Annotated in this window: 15 protein-coding genes; 10 read left to right on the forward strand and 5 right to left on the reverse strand. The window is 70.0% G+C overall.

Translation table 11 applies throughout. The features are described from left to right. Positions 1-2 precede the first annotated feature (2 nt). Complete coding sequence (pheT, locus tag P9849_RS05800; RefSeq protein ID WP_278268702.1) at positions 3-2,546, forward strand: phenylalanine--tRNA ligase subunit beta; 2,544 nt, start codon at positions 3-5, stop codon at positions 2,544-2,546. Positions 2,547-2,635: 89 nt separating this feature from the next. Here pheT and P9849_RS05805 read toward each other — a convergent pair whose 3' ends face one another. Further along, positions 2,636-3,055 (reverse strand): ASCH domain-containing protein, encoded by a 420-nt coding sequence (locus P9849_RS05805; RefSeq protein ID WP_278268703.1) that lies wholly within the window; start codon positions 3,053-3,055, stop codon positions 2,636-2,638. 144 nt (positions 3,056-3,199) lie between these two features. Beyond that, positions 3,200-4,108 (reverse strand): polyphosphate kinase 2, encoded by a 909-nt coding sequence (ppk2, locus tag P9849_RS05810; protein ID WP_278268704.1) that lies wholly within the window; start codon positions 4,106-4,108, stop codon positions 3,200-3,202. An 81-nt stretch (positions 4,109-4,189) separates the two neighbouring features. On the opposite strand from ppk2, the gene P9849_RS05815 reads away from it, so the two are divergent. After that, the gene (locus tag P9849_RS05815; RefSeq protein ID WP_278268705.1) at positions 4,190-4,915 is read left to right on the forward strand and encodes a 4'-phosphopantetheinyl transferase family protein; all 726 of its coding nucleotides are present in this window, start codon (positions 4,190-4,192) and stop codon (positions 4,913-4,915) included. On the opposite strand, the gene P9849_RS05820 is transcribed toward P9849_RS05815, so the two are convergent. From P9849_RS05820 to P9849_RS05830, 3 genes are all read right to left on the reverse strand, one after another. Then, on the reverse strand, positions 4,860-6,209 hold the full coding sequence (locus P9849_RS05820) for a M1 family metallopeptidase (protein WP_278268706.1): 1,350 nt from the start codon (positions 6,207-6,209) through the stop codon (positions 4,860-4,862). The genes P9849_RS05815 and P9849_RS05820 overlap by 56 nt on opposite strands. 47 nt (positions 6,210-6,256) lie before the next feature. Next, positions 6,257-10,126: a Pls/PosA family non-ribosomal peptide synthetase gene (locus tag P9849_RS05825; RefSeq protein ID WP_278269112.1), complete on the reverse strand. Its 3,870-nt coding sequence runs from the start codon at positions 10,124-10,126 to the stop codon at positions 6,257-6,259. Positions 10,127-10,360: 234 nt separating this feature from the next. After that, a complete protein-coding gene (locus P9849_RS05830) occupies positions 10,361-11,332 on the reverse strand; it encodes a quinone oxidoreductase (RefSeq protein ID WP_278268707.1) in 972 nt (323 codons plus the stop codon). Between the two features lie 137 nt (positions 11,333-11,469). On the opposite strand from P9849_RS05830, the gene argC reads away from it, so the two are divergent. The 8 genes from argC to argH all read left to right on the forward strand — a co-directional run bounded on the left by argC (position 11,470) and on the right by argH (position 20,122). After that, a complete protein-coding gene (gene argC / locus P9849_RS05835; protein WP_278268708.1) occupies positions 11,470-12,501 on the forward strand; it encodes an N-acetyl-gamma-glutamyl-phosphate reductase in 1,032 nt (343 codons plus the stop codon). Next, complete coding sequence (gene argJ / locus P9849_RS05840) at positions 12,498-13,664, forward strand: bifunctional glutamate N-acetyltransferase/amino-acid acetyltransferase ArgJ (RefSeq protein WP_278268709.1); 1,167 nt, start codon at positions 12,498-12,500, stop codon at positions 13,662-13,664. Before argC ends, argJ begins: the two co-directional genes overlap by 4 nt. A gap of 30 nt (positions 13,665-13,694) precedes the next feature. Beyond that, positions 13,695-14,636 carry an acetylglutamate kinase gene (gene argB / locus P9849_RS05845; RefSeq protein WP_278268710.1) on the forward strand — a complete coding sequence of 314 codons (942 nt, stop codon included), beginning with the start codon at positions 13,695-13,697 and terminating at the stop codon, positions 14,634-14,636. 5 nt (positions 14,637-14,641) lie between these two features. Continuing rightward, entirely contained in the window at positions 14,642-15,913 is a 1,272-nt protein-coding gene (locus P9849_RS05850) for an acetylornithine transaminase (RefSeq protein WP_278268711.1), read from the forward strand. A 6-nt stretch (positions 15,914-15,919) separates the two neighbouring features. Continuing rightward, positions 15,920-16,888, forward strand: coding sequence for an ornithine carbamoyltransferase (argF, locus tag P9849_RS05855; protein ID WP_278268712.1), 969 nt, complete (start codon positions 15,920-15,922; stop codon positions 16,886-16,888). Beyond that, positions 16,888-17,415 carry an arginine repressor gene (locus tag P9849_RS05860; protein WP_066217342.1) on the forward strand — a complete coding sequence of 176 codons (528 nt, stop codon included), beginning with the start codon at positions 16,888-16,890 and terminating at the stop codon, positions 17,413-17,415. Before argF ends, P9849_RS05860 begins: the two co-directional genes overlap by 1 nt. A gap of 74 nt (positions 17,416-17,489) precedes the next feature. After that, positions 17,490-18,695, forward strand: a complete 1,206-nt coding sequence (locus P9849_RS05865) for an argininosuccinate synthase (protein ID WP_278268713.1) — start codon at positions 17,490-17,492, stop codon at positions 18,693-18,695. A gap of 2 nt (positions 18,696-18,697) precedes the next feature. Then, on the forward strand, positions 18,698-20,122 hold the full coding sequence (argH, locus tag P9849_RS05870) for an argininosuccinate lyase (RefSeq protein ID WP_278268714.1): 1,425 nt from the start codon (positions 18,698-18,700) through the stop codon (positions 20,120-20,122). The last annotated feature ends 38 nt before the right edge of the window (positions 20,123-20,160 follow it).

Here is a 20,160-nt window from a genome sequence, read left to right on the forward strand (position 1 = left end):
GCGTGCGCATTCCACTTTCCTGGCTCCGTGAGTACACGGAGCTCCCTGCAGGCGCGTCCTCTGAGGACCTGATGGCGGACCTGGTCCGCGTCGGCTTCGAAGAGGAGGACGTGCACCGTCCGGCCGATTCGATCTCCGGCCCCGTCGTGGTGGGACAGGTCCTGTCCCTCGTCAAGGAACCGCAGAGCAACGGCAAGACCATCAACTGGTGCCAGGTCCGCGTCGTCCCGGAAGGCCAGGAGCAGACGCTGGAAGGCAAGGGCATCGAGCCTACCGGCATCCAGGGCATCGTCTGCGGCGCCCACAACTTCGTGGAGGGTGACAAGGTGGTGGTGACCCTCCCGGGCGCCGTCCTGCCGGGTGACTTCCACATCTCGCCGCGCAAGACCTACGGCCACGTCTCCGCCGGCATGATCGCCTCGGCGCGCGAGCTGGGGCTGGGGGATGAGCACGACGGGATCATCGTGCTGTCCACTCTCGGCCTGGACCCTGAGCTTGGCACCGACGCCCTCGAACTGTTCGGTCTGACAGACGAGGCGGCCGAGATCAATGTGACCCCGGACCGCAGCTACGCCTTCAGCATCCGGGGTGTGGCCCGTGAGTACGCCCACGCCACCGGCACCGCCTTCACCGATCCGGCTTCTCAAGTCTCCGTGCCGGCCTCGTTGGGCGAGGGCTACCCGGTCACGCTGTCCGACCATGCTCCGATCTACGGTGTGCCGGGCTGCGACCGCTTCGTGGCCCGCGTGGTCCGCGGCGTGGACGCCAGCCGTCCCACCCCGCAGTGGATGGTCTCCCGGCTCCGGCTCGCCGGCATCCGGTCCATCAGCCTGCCGGTGGACATCTCCAACTACGTCATGCTGGAACTCGGACAGCCGAACCACTGCTATGACCTCGACACCCTCGAGGGCAGCATCGTGGTGCGCCGTGCCCTCCCGGGCGAGCGCATCGTCACCCTGGATGAGAAAGACCGCGCGCTCGACGCCGAGGACCTGGTCATCGCGGACGACTCCGGAGCGATCGGGATCGCCGGCGTGATGGGCGGTGCCCGCACCGAAGTGTCCGCGAGTACCAAGGACATCCTGGTGGAGGCGGCTCACTTCGACACGATCTCCATCGCGAGGGCCCGCCGTCGCCACAAGCTGCCGAGCGAAGCCTCCAAGCGGTTCGAGCGCGGTGTCGACTGGTACCTGGCACCCATCGCCGCGCAGCGCGTGGTGGATCTCCTCGTGGAACTCGCTGGTGGGAGCGCCGACGATGCGGGCACTGACGTGGGCACCGCGCCGGAGACGGTGAACATCTTCCTGCCGTCCGGTTTCGTCTCCGCACGGATCGGGGTGGAGTACACGCCCGAGCAGATCGTGAACAGCCTGACGGATCTCGGCGCGACCGTGGCCGAAACCGAGGGCGGCTGGACCGTCACCGCTCCGAGCTGGCGCAATGATCTGGAGACCAAGGAGGACCTCTCCGAGGAGATCGCCCGCCTGGTCGGCTACGACAAGATCCCTGCCACCCTCCCGGTGGCGCCTCCCGGACGGGGCCTGAGCCGCGTTCAGAAGCAGCGCCGTCGCGTGATGCAGGCCCTCGCCGACTCCGGTCTGGTGGAGGTTCTCGCGTACCCGTTCGTCACGAAGGCGTCCAACGACGTGTTCGGAACGCCCGAGGCCGGTGCGACGGTGCCTGCCGTCAAGCTCGCCAACCCGCTGAGCGAGGAATTCGGCTGGCTGCGGACCTCCGTTCTTCCGGGTCTGCTCGACACTGCCAAGCGCAACATCTCGCGTGGTTTCCGTGACCTGGCCCTGTATGAGGCAGGTCTGGTGTTCCTCCCGGGCGCGGAGCTGGGCTCCGCAGGCATCCCGCCGCTGGGCGCCAAGCCGTCCGACGAGGTGCTGGACGATCTGAACCAGGGCATCCCTGCACAGCCGCAGCATCTTGCCGGCGTCTTCACGGGCAAGGACAGCCCCGCCGCGCCGGGCCATGCCCCGCGTGCCTGGGACTGGGCCGACGCGGTCGATGCCGCACGGCTCGTGGCCGATGTCCTCGGCGTCGAACTCGCGGTGGAGCAGGGCGCGCACCAGGCATTCCACCCCGGCCGCACCGCTGTGCTGCGTCTGCGGTCCGGCGAACTCGTCGGCTATGCGGGCGAGCTGCACCCCAAACTGGTGAAGTCGCTCGACCTGCCGGTCCGTACGGTCGCGTTCGAGATCGATGCTGATGTCCTCTTCGACGCGGCGGCTGACGTCGTCGTGGCGAAGGCGATCTCCACCTTCCCGGTGGCGACGCAGGACGTGGCGTTGATCGTCGACGGCGATCAGCCGGCCGCCGCCGTTCAGGACGCGTTGCGTGAAGGAGCCGGAGAGCTCCTGGAGGATGTCGCGCTGTTCGACGTGTACGTCGGCACCGGCATTCCGGAAGGCAAGAAGTCGCTGGCCTTCGGCCTGCGGTTCCGTGCGGACGACCGCACGCTGACTGCCGACGAGGCCTCCGAGGCCCGCGCGGCGGCGGTCGCGCTCGCGGCGGAGCGCTTCGGAGCCGTCCAGCGCTGACGCCCCCGCACCACCATCGACTGCTCCGTGCGAAGTCGAAACCTCCGGAAATCCGGGGAAATCGGCATCGTACGGAGCAGTCGATGTGTTTAAAGCACTTGGATGCTCATCCGCACACAAACGACCTCAGTCTCGTCGGTGACGTGGAATCCGGGGTCCCCGATGGAATCGCGGAACTCATCGGAGTGCCAGAACCCTTCATGGGCGGCTCGCCACTCGTCGACTGACTCGAAGCCCTCACCCTCGGACAGGACATGCTCCAAGGTCACCGCAGCGAGACGGCACACCTCCACCGCATTCACCGTCTCCACGGCGACCGGCGTGCCCGCTGAATCGACGACGACGGCGCGGTCGCCCGCGCGCGGCAACGGCTCGTTCGCGGAGTACTCGAGAAGCAGCGAGGACGTGGACGTCTTCGTCCCGTCGAGAAGGGCTGCCACGAGCCGATCCCGTAGAGGGCCCGGGAACGCATACTCGGAAACGGGCCAGGAAGGGTCGATCGTACTCATCCGGCCAGTCTAGGGTGGCGTTCTTCCTGCCCCGGCCCCCAGCCATCGACTGCTCCGTAGATGTCGTTATGACCGTCCATAACGACATCTGCGGAGCAGTCGATGCTCATCCGGCACGGAATGCTGGCGGGGCGGGGCCCGGGCCTAGGACGACGGGTGCTCTCCGTCTTCGAAGATCCGCGAGGCCGGGCCCACGATCAGCGGGTCCGGGGCGGTGGCGAGGTCGGGGTCCTTGCCGTCGTAGTCGAACAGGTTCAGCACGTGGCGCATGGCCTCAAGGCGGGCGCGCTTCTTGTCGTTGCTCTTGACGACGGTCCACGGGGCGTGGTCGGTGTCGGTCGCCAGGAACATCGCCTCCTTGGCCTCCGTGTAGGAATCCCATTTGTCGAGGGACGCCAGATCCATGGGGGAGAGCTTCCACTGACGGACCGGGTCGACCTGGCGGATGGTGAACCGCGTCAGCTGCTCCGAGCGGGACACCGAGAACCAGAACTTCACCACATCGATGCCGTCCTGGACCAGGAGTTCCTCGAACAGCGGCACCTGGCGCAGGAACACCTGGTACTGGTCGTCGGTGCAGAATCCCATGACCCGCTCGACACCGGCCCGGTTGTACCAGGAGCGGTCGAAGAGGACCATCTCGCCGGCCGCCGGCAGGTGCTTCACATAGCGCTGGAAATACCACTGGCTCTGTTCGGTGCTGCTGGGTTTCTCCAGCGCCACCACCCGGGCGCCGCGGGGATTCAGGTGCTCCGTGAAGCGCTTGATGGTGCCGCCTTTGCCTGCGGCATCCCGGCCTTCGAACACCAGGAGCAGCCGGCGGCCGTTCCCCTTGACCCACTTCTGCAGCTTCAGGAGTTCGATCTGCAGGAGCCGCTTCTCCATCTCATACCGCGGCCGGTCCAGACGCTCGCTGTACGGATAGCCCTCCCGCCAGGTGTCGAGCGGCACGCCGTGGGCGTCCAGCAGGACGGGATCGTCGTCGTCATCGTCCAGCACGGAGTAGCCGAGCGGCGGCTGGATCCCCGTGAGCGAGTGGTTCAGGATGCTCATGGCGTCACCGTAGACGCGGCCGATGAACGGCGGTTGAACGGGATGCGGAGGCCGCGCCGCCGCACCGGGGACAATGGAACCATGCGCGTTCTCACCTGGCTGGGCAATCTCGATGATGCCGCGCGCGACGGCGGCCTTCCGCCCCTCGACGCCGCCGAACAGGACCGGGCCCGCGCCTTCACCTCGGGCACCGCGCAAGCACGTTTCGGCGCCTTGCGCCGGGTGCAGCGACAGCTCGTGGGGGAGATCCTCGACGTCCGCCCGGGACGACTGGTCAGTGCCTACGAATGCCCCGATTGCGGCCGGGCCGCGGGACATGGCCGGCCGGGATACCTGCTGGCGGAAGGAAACCCGGAGAACTCGGCCCCACAGAGCTCGGCCCTAGAGAATTCAGCCCTACAGAACCTGTCCGGCGTGGCACTGTCCGCCAGTCGCGCCGGGGAGTGGGGCGCCGTCGTCGTCGTGACGGGGGTGAAGCCGGGCTTCCGCATCGGTCTGGATCTGACCCTGGAACGGGAGATCTTCGACGGCTTCGACGAGGTCGCCCTCACCGGACGGGAACGGGACTGGCTCCGGACGCAGGAGCCCGGGGATAGGAACGCCGAACGGGCTGCGCTGTGGGCCGCCAAGGAGGCCGTGGCCAAGCGTGACGGTCACGGTCTGAGGAAGGACCCGCCCGGCATCCCGGTGCTGGCCGCGCCCGGAGTGGTGCGGCTGAAAACACGTGCGGAGGGGCTCCCTCCGCACGTGCTCACGGCAGCGGTGCCGGGAGCGGCGGAAGGTGCTTTTCGTAGAGCCATGGCTTGAGCAGTGAGGCCGCGTCGAGTCCTGGCGCCAGTGAATCCGCGAGGGTGAAGAGTTCCTGAGGCGTGACCGTGGCATGGCGGAGTTTGCGGGTCCACTCCCGCAGGAGGGTGAAGAACTGCTCGTCGCCCATGGCCGTCCGCAGCACGTGGAGGGCCAGGGCGCCCCGCTTGTAGACGCGGTCATCGAACATGTCCCGGGGGCCGGGATCGCCGATCACCAGATCCTGGGCCTGGTCCGCGAGTTTGCGCCAGGCCGCGAGCACCCGCAACTGAGTGCTGAGCGTGCCACTGGCCTCGCTCCACAGCCATTCGGCGTAGCAGGCGAACCCTTCGTGCAGCCAGATGTCCTTCCAGCTGCCAACGGTCAGGGAGTTGCCGAACCACTGGTGGCTCAGCTCGTGGGCCACGAGGCGCTGAGCCTCCCACTCGGTGGCGAGGTGGTTGCGCCCGATGATCGACAGCGCCTGCGCCTCGAGGGGGATCTCCAGCTCGTCCTCCGTGACCACGACGGTGTACTCGCCGAAGGGGTATGGGCCGAAGCGGTCCTCGAAGAGGTCCATCATGTCGCGCTGCCGGGCCAGCCCCGTCTCGGCCTGGCCGCGGAGCGACGGCGGCACCGCGACGTGGATCGGGACAGCGCCGGCGGCGCCGTCGACGTCGAACGTGGTGTACCGCCCGATCTGGAGCGTCGCCAGGTAGGTGGCCATCGGCTCCTTCTGCTCGAACACCCAGGTCTCGCGGCTGGACTTCCGGCGGCGCTCGACGAGGCGGCCGTTGCACACCACGCGGTAGCCGGCGTCGGTCGTCACGGTGAAGCGGTAGGAGGCCTTCTGGCTCGGGTGGTCATTGCACGGGAACCACGACGGCGCCCCGTCCGGCTGCCCGGCGACGAGCACACCGTCGCGCAGCTCTTCCCAGCCGACCTCGCCCCAGGTGCCTCGGCGCGGCCGCGGATTGCCCTCGTAACGCACCTCCAGGAGGAAGTCCTCGCCCTTGGGGATGCTGTGCGGGGCGTTGACGACGAGCTTCTCCCCGCGCTGGGCGAACTTCGCCACGCGAGAGCCGTTGAGCTGGATCTTGGTCGGCTTGAGACCGGCGAGATCCAGCGAGATCTGGGAGAGCTTCACGTTCGCGCGCCCCCGGAGGATCGCCACGCCCTGCAGCCGGTTGCTCGCCAGGCGGCAGTCGAGCTCCAGGTCGTAGTGCCGGACGCTGTAGTCCGCGCTTCCGTCCCCGGGGGTGTACGGGTCCGGGATCATGGAGGCCGAGTGCTTCTTGCCGTGGTGCTCAGACATGGGGGAGAGGGTCATCCAGGGTCGGGGACGGGGACGGGCGGGAACTGCTACGGTCCGCGCCAGGGGCTGACCGGATTGCCCATCCAGTAACTCCCGGCCGGGACCGCTTCACCCCGCATCACGAGGGATGCGGGACCGACCGTGGCCCCGTTGCCCAGGGATGCCTGGGGCAGGATCACGCCGTGCGGCCCCATGGTGGAACCAGCCTCCAACGTTACGGTATCGATCGCCATGATGCGGTCGTGGAAGAGGTGAGTCTGCACCACGCAGCCGCGGTTCACCGTCGAGCCGTCGCCCAGGGTCACCAGGTCCGCCTCCGGCAGCCAGTAACTCTCGCACCAGACGCCGTGACCGATCTTCGCGCCGAGCGCCCGGAGCCACCAGACCAGGGCGGGAGTGCCCGCCGCGGCCCGCGCGAACCAGGGTGCGGCGGCCATCTCGATGAAGGTGTCCACCACTTCGTTCCGCCAGATGAACGAACTCCAGAGCGGGTGCTCGCCTTCGCGGATCCGCCCCACCAGGAGCCATTTGGCGACGACGGCGCTCGCGGCCGCGACCGCCCCGGCCGCCAGGACCACGAGACCGCCCAGCAGCGCGGCCAGCCAGTAGCCGGCGCCGCGGGCGATGGCGTCGAGGAGGGCCATGACGCCCACTGCCAGGTAGCCCGTCAGGAGGACCGGGAAGACGCGGCACAGCTCCCAGAGGGCGCGTGCCACCTTGAGCCGGGTGGGCGGTTCGAAGGTTCGGCTCGCGTCGGTGCTCTGTGCCACGCGGCGCAGCCGGACCGGGGGACTGCCGAGCCAGGAGCTGCCTGACTTGGCTTTGCGCGGAGTGGCCGAGAGGACCGCCACGAGGGAGTTCTTCGGCACGCTGCGGCCGGCCGCCGTCATCCCGGAGTTGCCGAGGAAGGCCCGCTTGCCCACCTTCGCGGGAGCGACTTTGAGCCAGCCACCGCCCAGCTCGTAGGAGGCGACCATCGTGTCGTCGGCCAGGAACGCGCCGTCGCCCACGGTGGTCATGCTCGGCACCAGCAGGACGGTGGAGGCTTCCACGTTCTTCCCGATCGTGGCGCCCAGCAACCGGAGCCAGATCGGGGTGAAGAGGCTGGCATAGATCGGGAAGAGGAGATCGCGGGCCATGTCCAGGACGCGCTCGGTGGCCCAGACCTGCCAGCCGACCCGGCTGCGCACCCGGTGATGCCCTTCCACGAGGCCGATCGCCAGGGCTCGGGTGGTCCCGAGGATCAGGAGCGCGTTGCAGAGGAACCACACCACGGAGGCCAACGGCACGGACCACGCCAGTGCGCCGAGGGACTCGGAGAGGGAGGCCGCGCCGTGCAGGGCGCCCACGACCACGAGTCCGGCCACTGCGGCCGAGATGAACGGGATGCACGCCAGCAGGCCGGAGGCCGCGGCGAAGGCGGTGAACCAGCTGAATTCGCGGATCCCTTCGCTCGCGTTCCCTCGTTCCGGCCAGGCCGGCTTGGCCTTGCCGGTCCGGCCGGCGGGGGAGCCGGCCACGGTGGTGCCGGCCTTGACCTTGCCGGTGACGGCGGAGCCGGGCTCGACGATCGCGTCGGCGCCCACCTTCGCGCCGGGCATGAGCGTGCTGCGCGCGCCGATGGTGGCGCCGGGACCGATCGACACGGAGCCGATGTGGACCTTGTCGCCGTCGACCCACCAGCCGGAGAGATCCACTTCGGGCTCGACGTTGGCGCCGCGGCCGACGCTCAGCAGACCGGTGACGGGAGGCACCGAATGGAGGATCACGTCGCGGCCCAGCTTGGCGCCCAGTGCGCGGGCGTAATACGGGACCCACGGAGCGCTGGCCAGACTGACCGCGCTCGCGGCGTCCTGGATCTGTTCCGCGAGCCACAGCTTGAGGTGCACGCGCCCGGAGCGGGGGTACACGCCGGGGGCGATCCCACGCAGGAGCACCCGGGCCGCCACCACGGCGATGCCCATCCGGCCCAGTGGGCTGACGAAGACGGCCCAGGACAGCAGCACCCACCACCAGGAGACGGTGGGCGCCGCGTGGAGGACACCCCAGGCGGAGAGCAGATTGTTGACGGCCATGAGGTAGGTCAGCCAGCGCATGCCCACGAGGATGAACAGCGGCACACCCATGAGGGTCTGGAACACCTGCGTCTTCCGGGCGGTCCGGCGGACCAGGCGTTCCTTCGCCACGACGGCCTCGCCGTCCGGAACGGAGGCGCGGCAGGCCTCCACGAGGGCACCGACGCGGGGGTTGGCGTAGATGTCCGCCACGGTGACGGTCGGGTAGCGGCGGCGCAGGGCGGAGACCAGCTGCGCGGCGGCGAGGGATCCGCCGCCGTGAGCGAAGAAGTCGGCGTCGAGACTCGTGGCCGGGGCGCCGAGCACGGCGCTCCAGGTGTCCACGATCCACTGGGCATCCTCCGGCAGGTTCAGCGGGGCGGCGTCCGCGGCGTCGGCCGAGCCTCCGGTCAGGGGCCACGGCAGGGCCTTGCGGTCCACCTTGCCGCTCGTCTTGGTCGGCAGATTGTCCGTGGTGGTCAGGAGCGGGATGAGCGGAGCGGGCAGGGTCGCGCCGAGCAGTTCCCGCAGCGCGCCCAGGTCCGGCTCGGCGTCGCCGGCCGGCACGAGGTAACCGACCAGGACCTGGTTCCCGGCCGCCGTCGTCTGCACGGCCGCAGCAGCGCCGGCGATGTCCGGAAGTGCCTGGAGCGCCGCGTCGACTTCACCGAGTTCGATGCGCCGTCCGCCCAGTTTGACCTGTTCGTCCGCGCGGCCCTGGAAGATGAGGCCCGCGGCCTCGTACCGGACCAGGTCGCCGGAGCGGTAGGCGCGTTCCCAGCCGAGGCTGGGCATCGGCGCGTACTTCTCGGCGTCCTTGGCGGGGTCCAGATAGCGTGCCAGGCCGACGCCGCCGATGATCAGCTCGCCGGTCTCGCCTTCCGCGACGGGCACGCCCGCCGCGTCGACGACGGCGAGGTCCCAGCCGTCCAGGGGCAGACCGATGCGCACGGGGCCGGGTCCGCCGAGGGGAGCGGCGCAGGCCACGACCGTGGCCTCCGTGGGCCCGTAGGTGTTCCAGACCTCGCGCTCGTCCACGGCGAGGCGCTCGGCCAGCTCGGGCGGGCACGCTTCGCCGCCGAAGATCAGCAGTCGGACGTTCTCCAGCGCCTCGGCGGGCCAGAGCGCGGCGAGCGTCGGGACGGTGGAGACCACGGTGATGCCGTGGTTGATGAGCCATGGGCCGAGGTCCATGCCGGTGCGGACCAGGGCACGCGGGGCGGGGACCAGGCAGGCTCCGTGGCGCCAGGCGAGCCACATCTCCTCGCAGGAGGCGTCGAAGGCGACCGAGAGTCCGGCGAGCACGCGGTCGTCGGTGCCGAGGGGCTCACCCTGGAGGAAGAGCCGCGCCTCGGCGTCCACGAAGGCGGCCGAGTTGCGGTGCCGCACGGCGACGCCCTTGGGAGTGCCGGTGGAACCGGAGGTGAAGATGACCCAGGAATCGTCCTCGGGCAGCGGCATGCGGGGAGCCGGGAAGGGCTTGGGACGCTTCTTGTCCACCACGATCTCGCCCTTGGCCTTGAGGATGCCGGCGACCTTGGCCTCGCTGAACACGAGGCGGGCGCGTTCGTCCGGGTCGTCGGCGTCCACCGGCACGTAGGCGGCGCCCACCAGCAGGATGGCCAGGATGGCGATGTAGAGCTCATTGGTGCCGGACGGGATCCGGATGCCGATCTTGTCCCCGGCGCCGAGTCCGGCGCGGTGCAGCTTGCGGGCGTACGCGCGGACCTCGTCGGCCAGCTCGGCGTAACTGAGCGACTTCTTCCCGTCATCCAGGGCCGAGGCCTCGGGGTACGCCTCGACCGTGGCGAGGAAGATGTCCACCAGGGTGCGTTCCGGGGGCGCGAGAAGTCCGCCCGGCATCTGGGGTTCGTAGACGGTCCCCGTGGGCGACGACGGCGCGCCGCCGGCCTCCGCCGCCGGCTCGGGGCCGGGGGCCTCCGGTGCGGCGGAAGGGGCGTGCGGGGAGGATTCGGGATGCTCGGTCACGCCAGCATCCTTTCTGTCGTGAGTGAACCAATGATGAAGTTCCGCTGAAGGCGCCGGTGTCCGGTCCGCGGGAGGCCGTATCCTGGCCCGTCGTGGGCCGCGGACGGGTCAGTCGCCATCCGGGATCAGCAGCACCTTGCCCGTGGTCCGCCGCGCGGCGAGATCACGGTGGGCGTCGGCGGCGCGGGAGAGCGGGTACCGGGCGCCGACGCGGACCGACAGACCGCCGTCGGCCGCCGCGCCGAAGACCTCGCCCGAGCGCCGGCGCCGTTCCTCGGCGTCCAGCAGGTGGTGTCCGAGGGTCGGCCGGGTGAGGAACAGGGAGCCGCCCTGGTTGAGCCGCTGGGGATCGACGGGCGGGACCGGACCGGAGGCCGCGCCGAAGAGCACGAGCGTCCCGCGGATACGGAGGCTCTGCAAGGAGGAGTCGAAGGTGTCCTTGCCGACGCCGTCGTACACCACGTCCACGCCTCGGCCGTCCGTGAACTGCCGCGCCTGGGTGGCGAAGTCCGAGTAGTCGACCACCAGATCGGCGCCTGCGAGGCGCGCGAGGTCGGCCTTCTCCGGCGTGGACACCGTGGTGATGACCCGTGCGCCGCGGGCCTTGAGGAGCTGGATGAGCAGCAGCCCGACGCCGCCGGCCCCGGCGTGCACCAGGGCGGTGGTGCCCTCACCGGCCGGGAAGCTGGAGGTCGCCAGGTAGTGGGCGGTCATGCCCTGCAGAGGAAGCGCCGCCGCGGTCTCGAGGTCCAGGCCGTCCGGGACGGGCAGGGCCTTGTCCGCGTCGACGATCGCGTACTCCGCGTAGCAGGCGGAGGCCTCGGCGGTGGCGATCCGGTCGCCGGTCGCGAAGCCCGTCACGCCCTCGCCCACGGCGTCGACCACTCCGGACGCCTCCGCTCCGGGGGTCCAGGGGAACGGCAGGGGGTAGATGCCCTCCCGCTGGTAGGTCTCGATGAAGTTGACCCCGGTGGCGGCCACGCGGAAGCGGAGCTGGCCGGGGCCGGGCCCGGGGACGTCCGTCTCGGCGTACTCGAGCACCTCTGGTCCGCCGGTCTCCCGGGCGATGATGGCGTGCATGGTCTGTGCCTCCCGTGTCCCTCTCGATTACCGTCAGGGACATCTTATGCAGTGGCTCCGGACCGGTCACCGCGCCATGCCGATGCATAAATATTTACGACAATGCATATTCTTGCTTCGAGGTGTAGAGTGTGCGCATGAGCATATCCGTCGCCGTTTCCGGAGCCAGTGGTTACGCAGGGGGAGAGGTGCTGCGCCTGCTCGCCACCCACCCCGGAGTGACCATCGGCGCCATCACCGCCCACAGCAACGCCTGGGCCCGTCTGGGCAGCGTTCAGCCGCAGCTCCACACGCTGGGTGACCGCATCCTGGAAGAGACCAGCGTGGAGAATCTGGCCGGGCATGACGTGGTGTTCCTCGCGCTGCCGCACGGCGCGTCCGCCGAGATCGCCGCGCAGCTGCCCGAAGGCACCCTGGTGATCGACGCCGGCGCGGACCACCGACTCGAAGACGCCGCGGCGTGGGAGAAGTTCTACGGCTCGCCGCATGCAGGCACCTGGCCGTACGGCCTCCCCGAGCTCCCCGGCCAGCGGGAGAAGCTCCGCGGCAGCAAGCGCATCGCCGTGCCGGGCTGTTACCCGACGTCGGCCCTCCTCGCCCTCACTCCGGGTTTCGCGGCCGGGCTGCTCGAACCGCAGGACGTCGTGATCGTCTCCGCCTCCGGCACGTCGGGCGCCGGGAAGGCCGCCAAGGTCAACCTGCTCGGTTCGGAGGTCATGGGCTCCATGTCGCCGTACGGCGTGGGCGGCGGGCACCGCCACACCCCGGAGATCGAACAGGGACTCGGCAACGCTGCGGGGGAGCCCGTGACGGTCTCCTTCACGCCGACGCTCGCCCCCATGAGCCGCGGCATCCTGACGACCGCGACGGCGCGGGTCAAGCCGGGCGTCGGTGCGGAGGAGCTGCGTGCGGCCTGGCAGGACGCCTACGAGAACGAGACGTTCGTGCACCTCCTGCCCGAAGGACAGTGGCCGACCACCAAGTCCGTGCAGGGTTCCAACCACGCCGTCCTCCAGCTGGCGTACGACGCGCACACGGGAAGGGTGATTGTCAGTGCGGCAATCGATAACCTGACCAAGGGCACCGCAGGCGGTGCCGTGCAGTCCATGAACATCGCCCTGGGTCTCGACGAATCCCTGGGGCTCGCCCAGCTAGGAGTCGCCCCGTGAGTGTCACCCTTCCCCTCGGTTTCCGTGCAGCAGGCATCACCGCAGGCCTGAAAGCCAGCGGCAAGCCGGACATGGCCCTGGTCATCAACGACGGGCCGACCAAGCACGCCGCCGGGGTGTTCACCTCGAACAGGGTGGCCGCGGCTCCCGTGCACTGGTCGCGCCAGGTCCTCGCGGACGGGCGCGTGGACGCGGTGGTGCTGAACTCGGGTGGCGCGAACGCCTGCACCGGTCCGCAGGGTTTCCAGAACACGCACACGACGGCGGAGCGGCTCGCCGCGCTGCTCGGCGTCTCCGCCGGGGACGTCGCCGTCTGTTCCACGGGGCTGATCGGCGAGCAGCTGCCCATGGACAAGATCCTGCCGGGTCTGGAACTGCTCGTGGACAACGCCGGACCGGACGCCGGGTCCGCCGCGGCCGAGGCCATCATGACCACGGACACCGTGAGCAAGGAAGCCAGCTACATCGGGTTCGATCCGCTCGGCACCGGCTTCACGATCGGCGGCATGGCCAAGGGGGCCGGCATGCTCGCCCCCGGCCTGGCCACCATGCTCGTGGTCATCACCACGGACGCGATCGTCAGCCCGGAACTCCTGGACGCGGAACTGCGGGAGGCGGTGCGCCTGAGCTTCAACCGCGCCGATTCGGACGGCTGCATGTCCACCAACGACACCGTCCTGCTGCTCGCCTCCGGCGCCTCGGGCTCCTACCCGGCCGGCGAGGAGTTCGGCAAGGGCCTCCAAGAAGTGTGCAAGAACCTGGCACGCCAGCTCATCGGGGACGCCGAGGGAGCCGCGCACGACATCGCCATCCGCACCTTCAACGCCGCCAGCGAGCTCGACGCCGAGACGGTGAGCCGCGCCGTCGCGCGTTCGAACCTCTTCAAGACCGCGATCTTCGGCAAGGACCCGAACTGGGGCCGCGTGCTCTCGGCCGTGGGCACCACGGACGCCGTCTTCGACCCGGACCGGCTCAATGTGGCCATCAACGGGGTGCAGATCTGCCGCAACGGCGGGATCGGCGAGGACCGATCCCTGGTCAGCCTGGAGGACCGCGAGGTCCTCGTGGAGATCGACCTGAACGCCGGCGAGGACGAGGCCACGATCTGGACCAACGACCTCACCCACGACTACGTGCATGAAAACAGCGCCTACTCCAGCTGAGTAGCGCACCACCCACGCCTTAGGAGAGACATGACCTCCAGCATGACGAGGGATCTCAGCCAGGCTCAGTCCAAGGCCGAGACCCTCATCGAAGCCCTGCCCTGGATCCAGCGCTTCGCCGGGAACACCATGGTGATCAAGTACGGCGGCAACGCCATGATCAACGAGGAACTGCGACGGGCTTTCGCGGAAGACATCGTCTTCCTGCACCACGTGGGCGTGCGACCCGTGGTCGTGCACGGCGGCGGTCCGCAGATCAACTCCATGCTGGCCCGGCTGGGCATCGAGAGCGAGTTCAAGGGCGGGCTGCGCGTGACCACCCCCGAGGCCATGGACGTCGTGCGCATGGTCCTGACGGGCCAGGTGGGCCGCGAGCTGGTGGGCCTCATCAACAACCACGGCGCGTACGCGGTGGGCCTTTCCGGTGAGGACGGCGGTCTGCTGCAGGCCATCCGGACGGGCACCGAGGTGGACGGCGAGGCCGTGGACCTGGGCCTCGTCGGTGAAGTGGTGGGCGTGAACCCCCGTGCCATCCACGACCTCCTGGAGGCCGGACGGATCCCGGTCATCTCGACGGTCGCCCCCGAGATCGGGCCGGACGGCTCCCCGACCGGGGACGTGCTGAACGTCAACGCGGACACCGCCGCGGCGGCCCTGGCTGAAGCGCTGGGCGCCAGCAAGCTCGTGATCCTGACCGACGTCGAGGGTCTGTACGCGAACTGGCCGGACAAGGACTCGCTCATCTCGTCCCTGACCGCCGATCAGCTGCGGGCCATGCTGCCCAGCCTGCAGTCCGGCATGATCCCCAAGATGGAGGCCTGCCTCAAGGCGGTGGACGGGGGAGTGCCGCAGTCCCACATCGTCGACGGCCGCCTCCCGCACTCCATGCTGCTCGAAGTCTTCACGACGGCGGGCATCGGCACCCAGGTGGTCCGCGACGCGGACGCCGACCTCACCACGGAAGGGCTGTGACGCGCATGGCGAAGCACGCTGACATCACCCCCGCGCAGGAGGAAGGCCTCCTCGACGCCCGCACGGCCAGCGGCGCCGAGTGGCTCTCGCGCTACTCCGGCGCCCTGCTCAACGTCTTCGGCACGCCGCAGCGCGTGCTGGTCCGCGGGGCGGGCGCCGTGGTCTGGGACGCCGACGGCAAGGAGTACCTGGACCTGCTGGGCGGGATCGCGGTGAACGCGCTGGGCCATGCCCACCCGTTCGTCACCTCGGTGATCTCGAGCCAGTTGGCCACCCTCGGCCACGTCTCCAACTTCTTCGCGTCACCGCCGCAGATCGCGCTCGCGGAGAAGCTCCTGGAGCTCGCGGGCGCCCCCGAGGGTTCCAAGGTGTTCTTCTCCAACTCCGGCACCGAGGCCAACGAGGCGGCGTTCAAGCTGGCGCGCCGCAACGCGGACGGGCCGGAAGGTCCGCGTCGGAAGATCATCGCGCTCGAGGGAGCCTTTCACGGCCGCACCATGGGAGCCCTGGCCCTCACCGCCAAGCAGGCCTACCGCGAGCCGTTCGAGCCATTGCCCGGCGGGGTGGAGCACCTTCCGTTCAACGATCAGGAAGCGCTCCGCGCGGCGGTCGACGGTCAGACCGCCGCCGTGGTCCTGGAGCCCATTCAGGGCGAGGCCGGCGTGCGTCCGCTCGATCCCGAGTACCTGCGGCTCGCCCGGGAACTGTGCACCGAGCACGGCGCACTCCTCATCCTGGACGAGGTCCAGACCGGTGTGGGGCGCACGGGCCAGTGGTTCGCCTTCCAGGAGAGCGGCGTGCTGCCGGACGCCATGACCCTGGCGAAGGGGCTCGGCGGCGGTTTCCCCATCGGCGCGCTCGTCACGTTCGGCGAGAAGGTCTCCGCGCTGCTGAACCCGGGCCAGCACGGCACGACCTTCGGCGGCAATCCGGTGGCGACGGCGGCGGCCCTGGCCACTCTGCACGTGATCGAGCAGCAGGGCATCCTGGCTCAGGTCCGCGCGACGGGTGAGCGCCTGGCGCGTGGCCTGGCCGCGGCGCCTGGCGTGACGGAAGTCCGCCAGCGCGGCCTGCTGATCGGGATCGACCTGGACGCCGACGTCGCGCCCGCCTTCGTGACTGCGGCGCTCGACGCCGGTTTCATTCTCAACGCGCCGGGCCCGCACACGCTGCGCCTGGCGCCGCCCCTCATCCTCAGCGATGCCCAGGCGGACGCCTTCCTCGGGGCGTTCCCCGGCATCCTGTCCACGGCCAAGGCCGCCTCGGCGGCAGAGTAGGTTCCCATGACTTCCGTACGTCACTTCCTCAAAGACACCGACCTCAGCCCCGCCGAACTGCAGGAGGTCCTGGACCTCGCGGTGCGGCTCAAGGCCGAGCCGGACTCCCTGGCCGTGTACGCCGGTGAGGGCCGGGCGCGCAAGACCGTCGCGGTCATCTTCGACAAGACCTCCACCCGGACCCGCGTGTCGTTCAGCGCCGGCGTGTCCGAGCTCGGCGGCAGCCCCCTCATCATCAACCCCGGGGAGGCGCAGATCGGCCACAAGGAGTCCGTGGCCGACACCGCCCGCGTGCTCGAGCGCATGGTCTCCACGATCGTGTGGCGGACCGGCGCGCACCAGGGCCTGGTGGAGATGGCGGAGAACTCCCGCGTGCCCGTCATCAACGCGCTCTGCGACGACTACCACCCGTGCCAGCTGCTGGCCGATCTGCTCACCATCCGCGAGCACAAGGGCACGCTGGCCGGGCTCACCCTGACCTACCTGGGCGACGCCGCCAACAACATGGCGAACTCCTACCTGCTGGCCGCGGTCAACGCGGGCATGCACGTGCGCATCGCGGGCCCGGAGGGGTACCTGCCGGCTCCGGAGATCGTCGCGGCCGGTGAGGAGCGCGCCGCCCAGACCGGCGGCAGCGTCCTCGTCACGAGCGACGCGGCCGAGGCCCTGTCCGGCGCCGATGTCGTGGCCACGGACACCTGGGTGTCCATGGGGCAGGAAGCCGAGAAGGAGTCCCGCATGACGCTCTTCCGTGACTACTCGGTCACCGAGGAGGCCATGGCGCAGGCCGCGCCGGACGCGATCGTGCTGCACTGCCTGCCCGCGTACCGCGGGTACGAGATCGCCGCTGACGTGATCGACGGCCCGCAGTCGGTCGTGTGGGACGAGGCCGAGAACCGTCTGCACGCCCAGAAGGCCGTGATGGCCTGGCTCATGCACCGTTCGGGCCTGGCCGTGGTCCCGGGTCTGGACTGATGACCGCCGCCGGCGCCGGGGCCACCAGCCCGGCCACCAAGACGGCCCGCCAGGCGCGCATCAGCGCGATCCTGCGGGGTGAGAGCGTGCGCTCGCAGGCCGAGCTGGCCGCTCTCCTGGCCGACGACGGCGTGCAGGTCACGCAGGCGACGCTCTCCCGGGATCTCGTGGAGATCGGCGCGGTCCGGGTCCGGGGGAGCGATGGCGGTCTCGTCTACGCCGTCCCCGGCGAGGGCGGCGACCGTGGCCCGACGAGCGCCGTCGCGCAGGAGATCCTGGATGCCCGCCTCGAGAAGCTCTGCGGCGAGCTGCTGGTCACGGCGGAGGCCTCGGCCAACCTCGTGGTGCTGCGGACCCCGCCCGGGGCCGCGAACTTCCTGGCGCTGGCGATCGATCACTCCGTGATGCCGTCCGTGCTGGGCACCATCGCGGGGGACGACACCGTGCTCCTGGTCGCCCGGGACCCCCAGGGCGGGGAGGCGCTCGCCGCCCGGTTCCTGGCCATGGCGGACAGCAATCCGAATTGATCCAGAAGGCTATGAATACTTACTCATAGTCATGTATAGTTTTACATAAACCACTTCCTGAAGGAGATACTCACGTGACTGAGCGCATCGTCCTGGCCTACTCCGGCGGCCTTGACACGTCTGTGGCCATCGGCTGGATCGGCGAAGCCACCGGCGCCGAAGTGATCGCCGTGGCGGTCGACGTCGGGCAGGGCGGCGAGTCCCTGGAGACCATTCGCCAGCGCGCCCTCGGCTGCGGCGCCGTGGAGGCCTACGTGGCCGACGCGCGCGACGAGTTCGCCAACGAGTACGCCATGCCCACCCTGAAGGCGAACGCCCTCTACCAGGGCCACTACCCGCTGGTCTCCGCGATCTCCCGTCCCGTGATCGTCAAGCACCTGGTCAAGGCCGCCCGTGAGTTCGGCGCCACCACGGTCGCCCACGGCTGCACCGGCAAGGGCAACGACCAGGTTCGCTTCGAGGTCGGCATCCAGACCCTGGGCCCGGACCTGAAGTGCATCGCCCCGGTCCGCGACCTCGCCCTCACCCGTGACAAGGCCATCGCCTTCGCCGAGGAGAAGGGCCTGCCGATCGAGACCACCAAGAAGAACCCGTACTCGATCGACCAGAATGTCTGGGGCCGCGCCGTGGAGACCGGCTACCTCGAGGACATCTGGAACGCCCCCACCAAGGACATCTACGACTACACCGCCACCCCGGAGTTCCCGCCGGCGCCGGACGAGGTCGTCGTGACCTTCCACCAGGGTGTCCCGGTCGCGATCGACGGCGTGGCCGTCACCCCGCTGCAGGCCATCCAGGAGCTCAACCGCCGTGCCGGCGCCCAGGGCGTCGGCCGCATCGACGTCGTCGAGGACCGCCTCGTCGGCATCAAGTCCCGCGAGATCTACGAGGCCCCCGGCGCCATGGCGCTCATCACGGCCCACCAGCACCTCGAGGACGTCACCATCGAGCGCGAGCAGGCCCGCTTCAAGGCCACGGTCGGCCAGCGCTGGTCCGAGCTGGTCTACGACGGCCAGTGGTTCTCCCCGCTCAAGCGCTCCCTGGACGCCTTCATCGAGGACACCCAGAAGTACGTCTCCGGCGACATCCGCATGACCCTGCACGGCGGCCAGGCCATCGTGAACGGCCGTCGCTCGGACACCGGCCTCTACGACTTCTCGCTGGCCACGTACGACACCGGTGACACCTTCGACCAGTCCCAGGCCAAGGGCTTCATCGAGCTCTGGGGCATGTCCTCCAAGGTCGCCTCCACGCGCGACCAGCGGGTCGCGGGAGCCTGAGCATGAGCTCCGAAACCCACGGCACGAACGAGGGCGCCCTCTGGGGTGCGCGCTTCGCCGGCGCCCCGGCGGACGCACTCGCCGCGCTGAGCAAGTCCACGCACTTCGACTGGCGCCTGGCGCGGTACGACATCGCCGGCTCCAAGGCGCACGCCCGCGTGCTCCACAAGGCGGGTCTGCTCGACGACGCCGAGCTGGACGGCATGCTGGCCGCCCTCACGCAGCTGGATGAGGACGTCGCGAGCGGTGCCTACGTGGCGGCCGAGAGCGACGAGGACGTGCACGGCTCCCTGGAACGCGGCCTGCTCGAGCGCGCCGGCACCCACCTGGGCGGAAAGCTCCGCGCCGGCCGGTCCCGCAACGACCAGATCGCCACCCTGGGACGCATGTTCCTGCGGGATCACGCCCGGATCATCGCCGCGCGCGTGCTGGACGTGGTGGACGCCCTCGTGGCGCAGTCCAAGGCTCACCCCGAGGTCGCCATGCCGGGCCGCACGCACCTGCAGCACGCGCAGCCGGTCCTCCTGAGCCACCACCTCCTGGCCCACGCCTGGGCGCTCCTGCGCGATGTGCAGCGGCTCCAGGACTGGGACAAGCGTGCGGGCGTCTCGCCGTACGGCTCCGGCGCCCTGGCGGGTTCGTCGCTGGGCCTGGACCCTGAGGCCGTCGCGGCGGACCTCGGGTTCTTCTCGGCGGTGCACAACTCGATCGACGGCACGGCCTCCCGTGACGTCTTCGCGGAGTTCGCCTGGGTCGCGGCCATGATCGGCGTGGACATCTCCCGCATCTCGGAGGAGGTCATCCTCTGGGCCACCAAGGAGTTCTCCTTCGTCACGCTGGATGACGCCTACTCCACGGGCTCGTCGATCATGCCGCAGAAGAAGAACCCCGACGTCGCCGAGCTGGCGCGTGGCAAGGCCGGCCGCCTCATCGGCGATCTGACCGGGCTGCTCGCCACGCTCAAGGGCCTGCCCCTCGCGTACAACCGGGATCTGCAGGAGGACAAGGAACCCGTCTTCGACGCGGCGGACACCCTGGAACTCCTGCTCCCGGCCGTCTCCGGCATGATCGCGACGCTCGGGTTCAACACCGAGCGCATGCAGTCGCTCGCGCCGCAGGGCTTCGCGCTCGCCACCGATGTGGCCGAGTGGCTGGTCCGGCAGGGCGTCCCGTTCCGGGAGGCCCACGAGCTCTCCGGCGCGGCCGTCAAGCAGGCCGAGAGCCGCGGCGTGGAGCTGTGGGACCTGACGGATGAGGAGTATGCGGCCATCTCCCCGCAGCTGACCCCCGAGGTCCGCAGCGTGCTCTCGACCGAGGGTTCGCTCGCCAGCCGCAGCGCTCAGGGCGGCACCGCGCCGTCCGCCGTCGCACGTCAGCTTGAGGCGCTTGAAGCCGAGCTGAGCGTGGCGCGGTCGTTCGTGGCCTAGCCCTCGCCGCCGTGCCCTGAGAGGCCGGGTTCCGCATG

Source organism: Arthrobacter sp. Y-9 (genome assembly GCF_029690065.1).
In the GTDB taxonomy this organism is placed as follows: domain Bacteria; phylum Actinomycetota; class Actinomycetes; order Actinomycetales; family Micrococcaceae; genus Arthrobacter_E.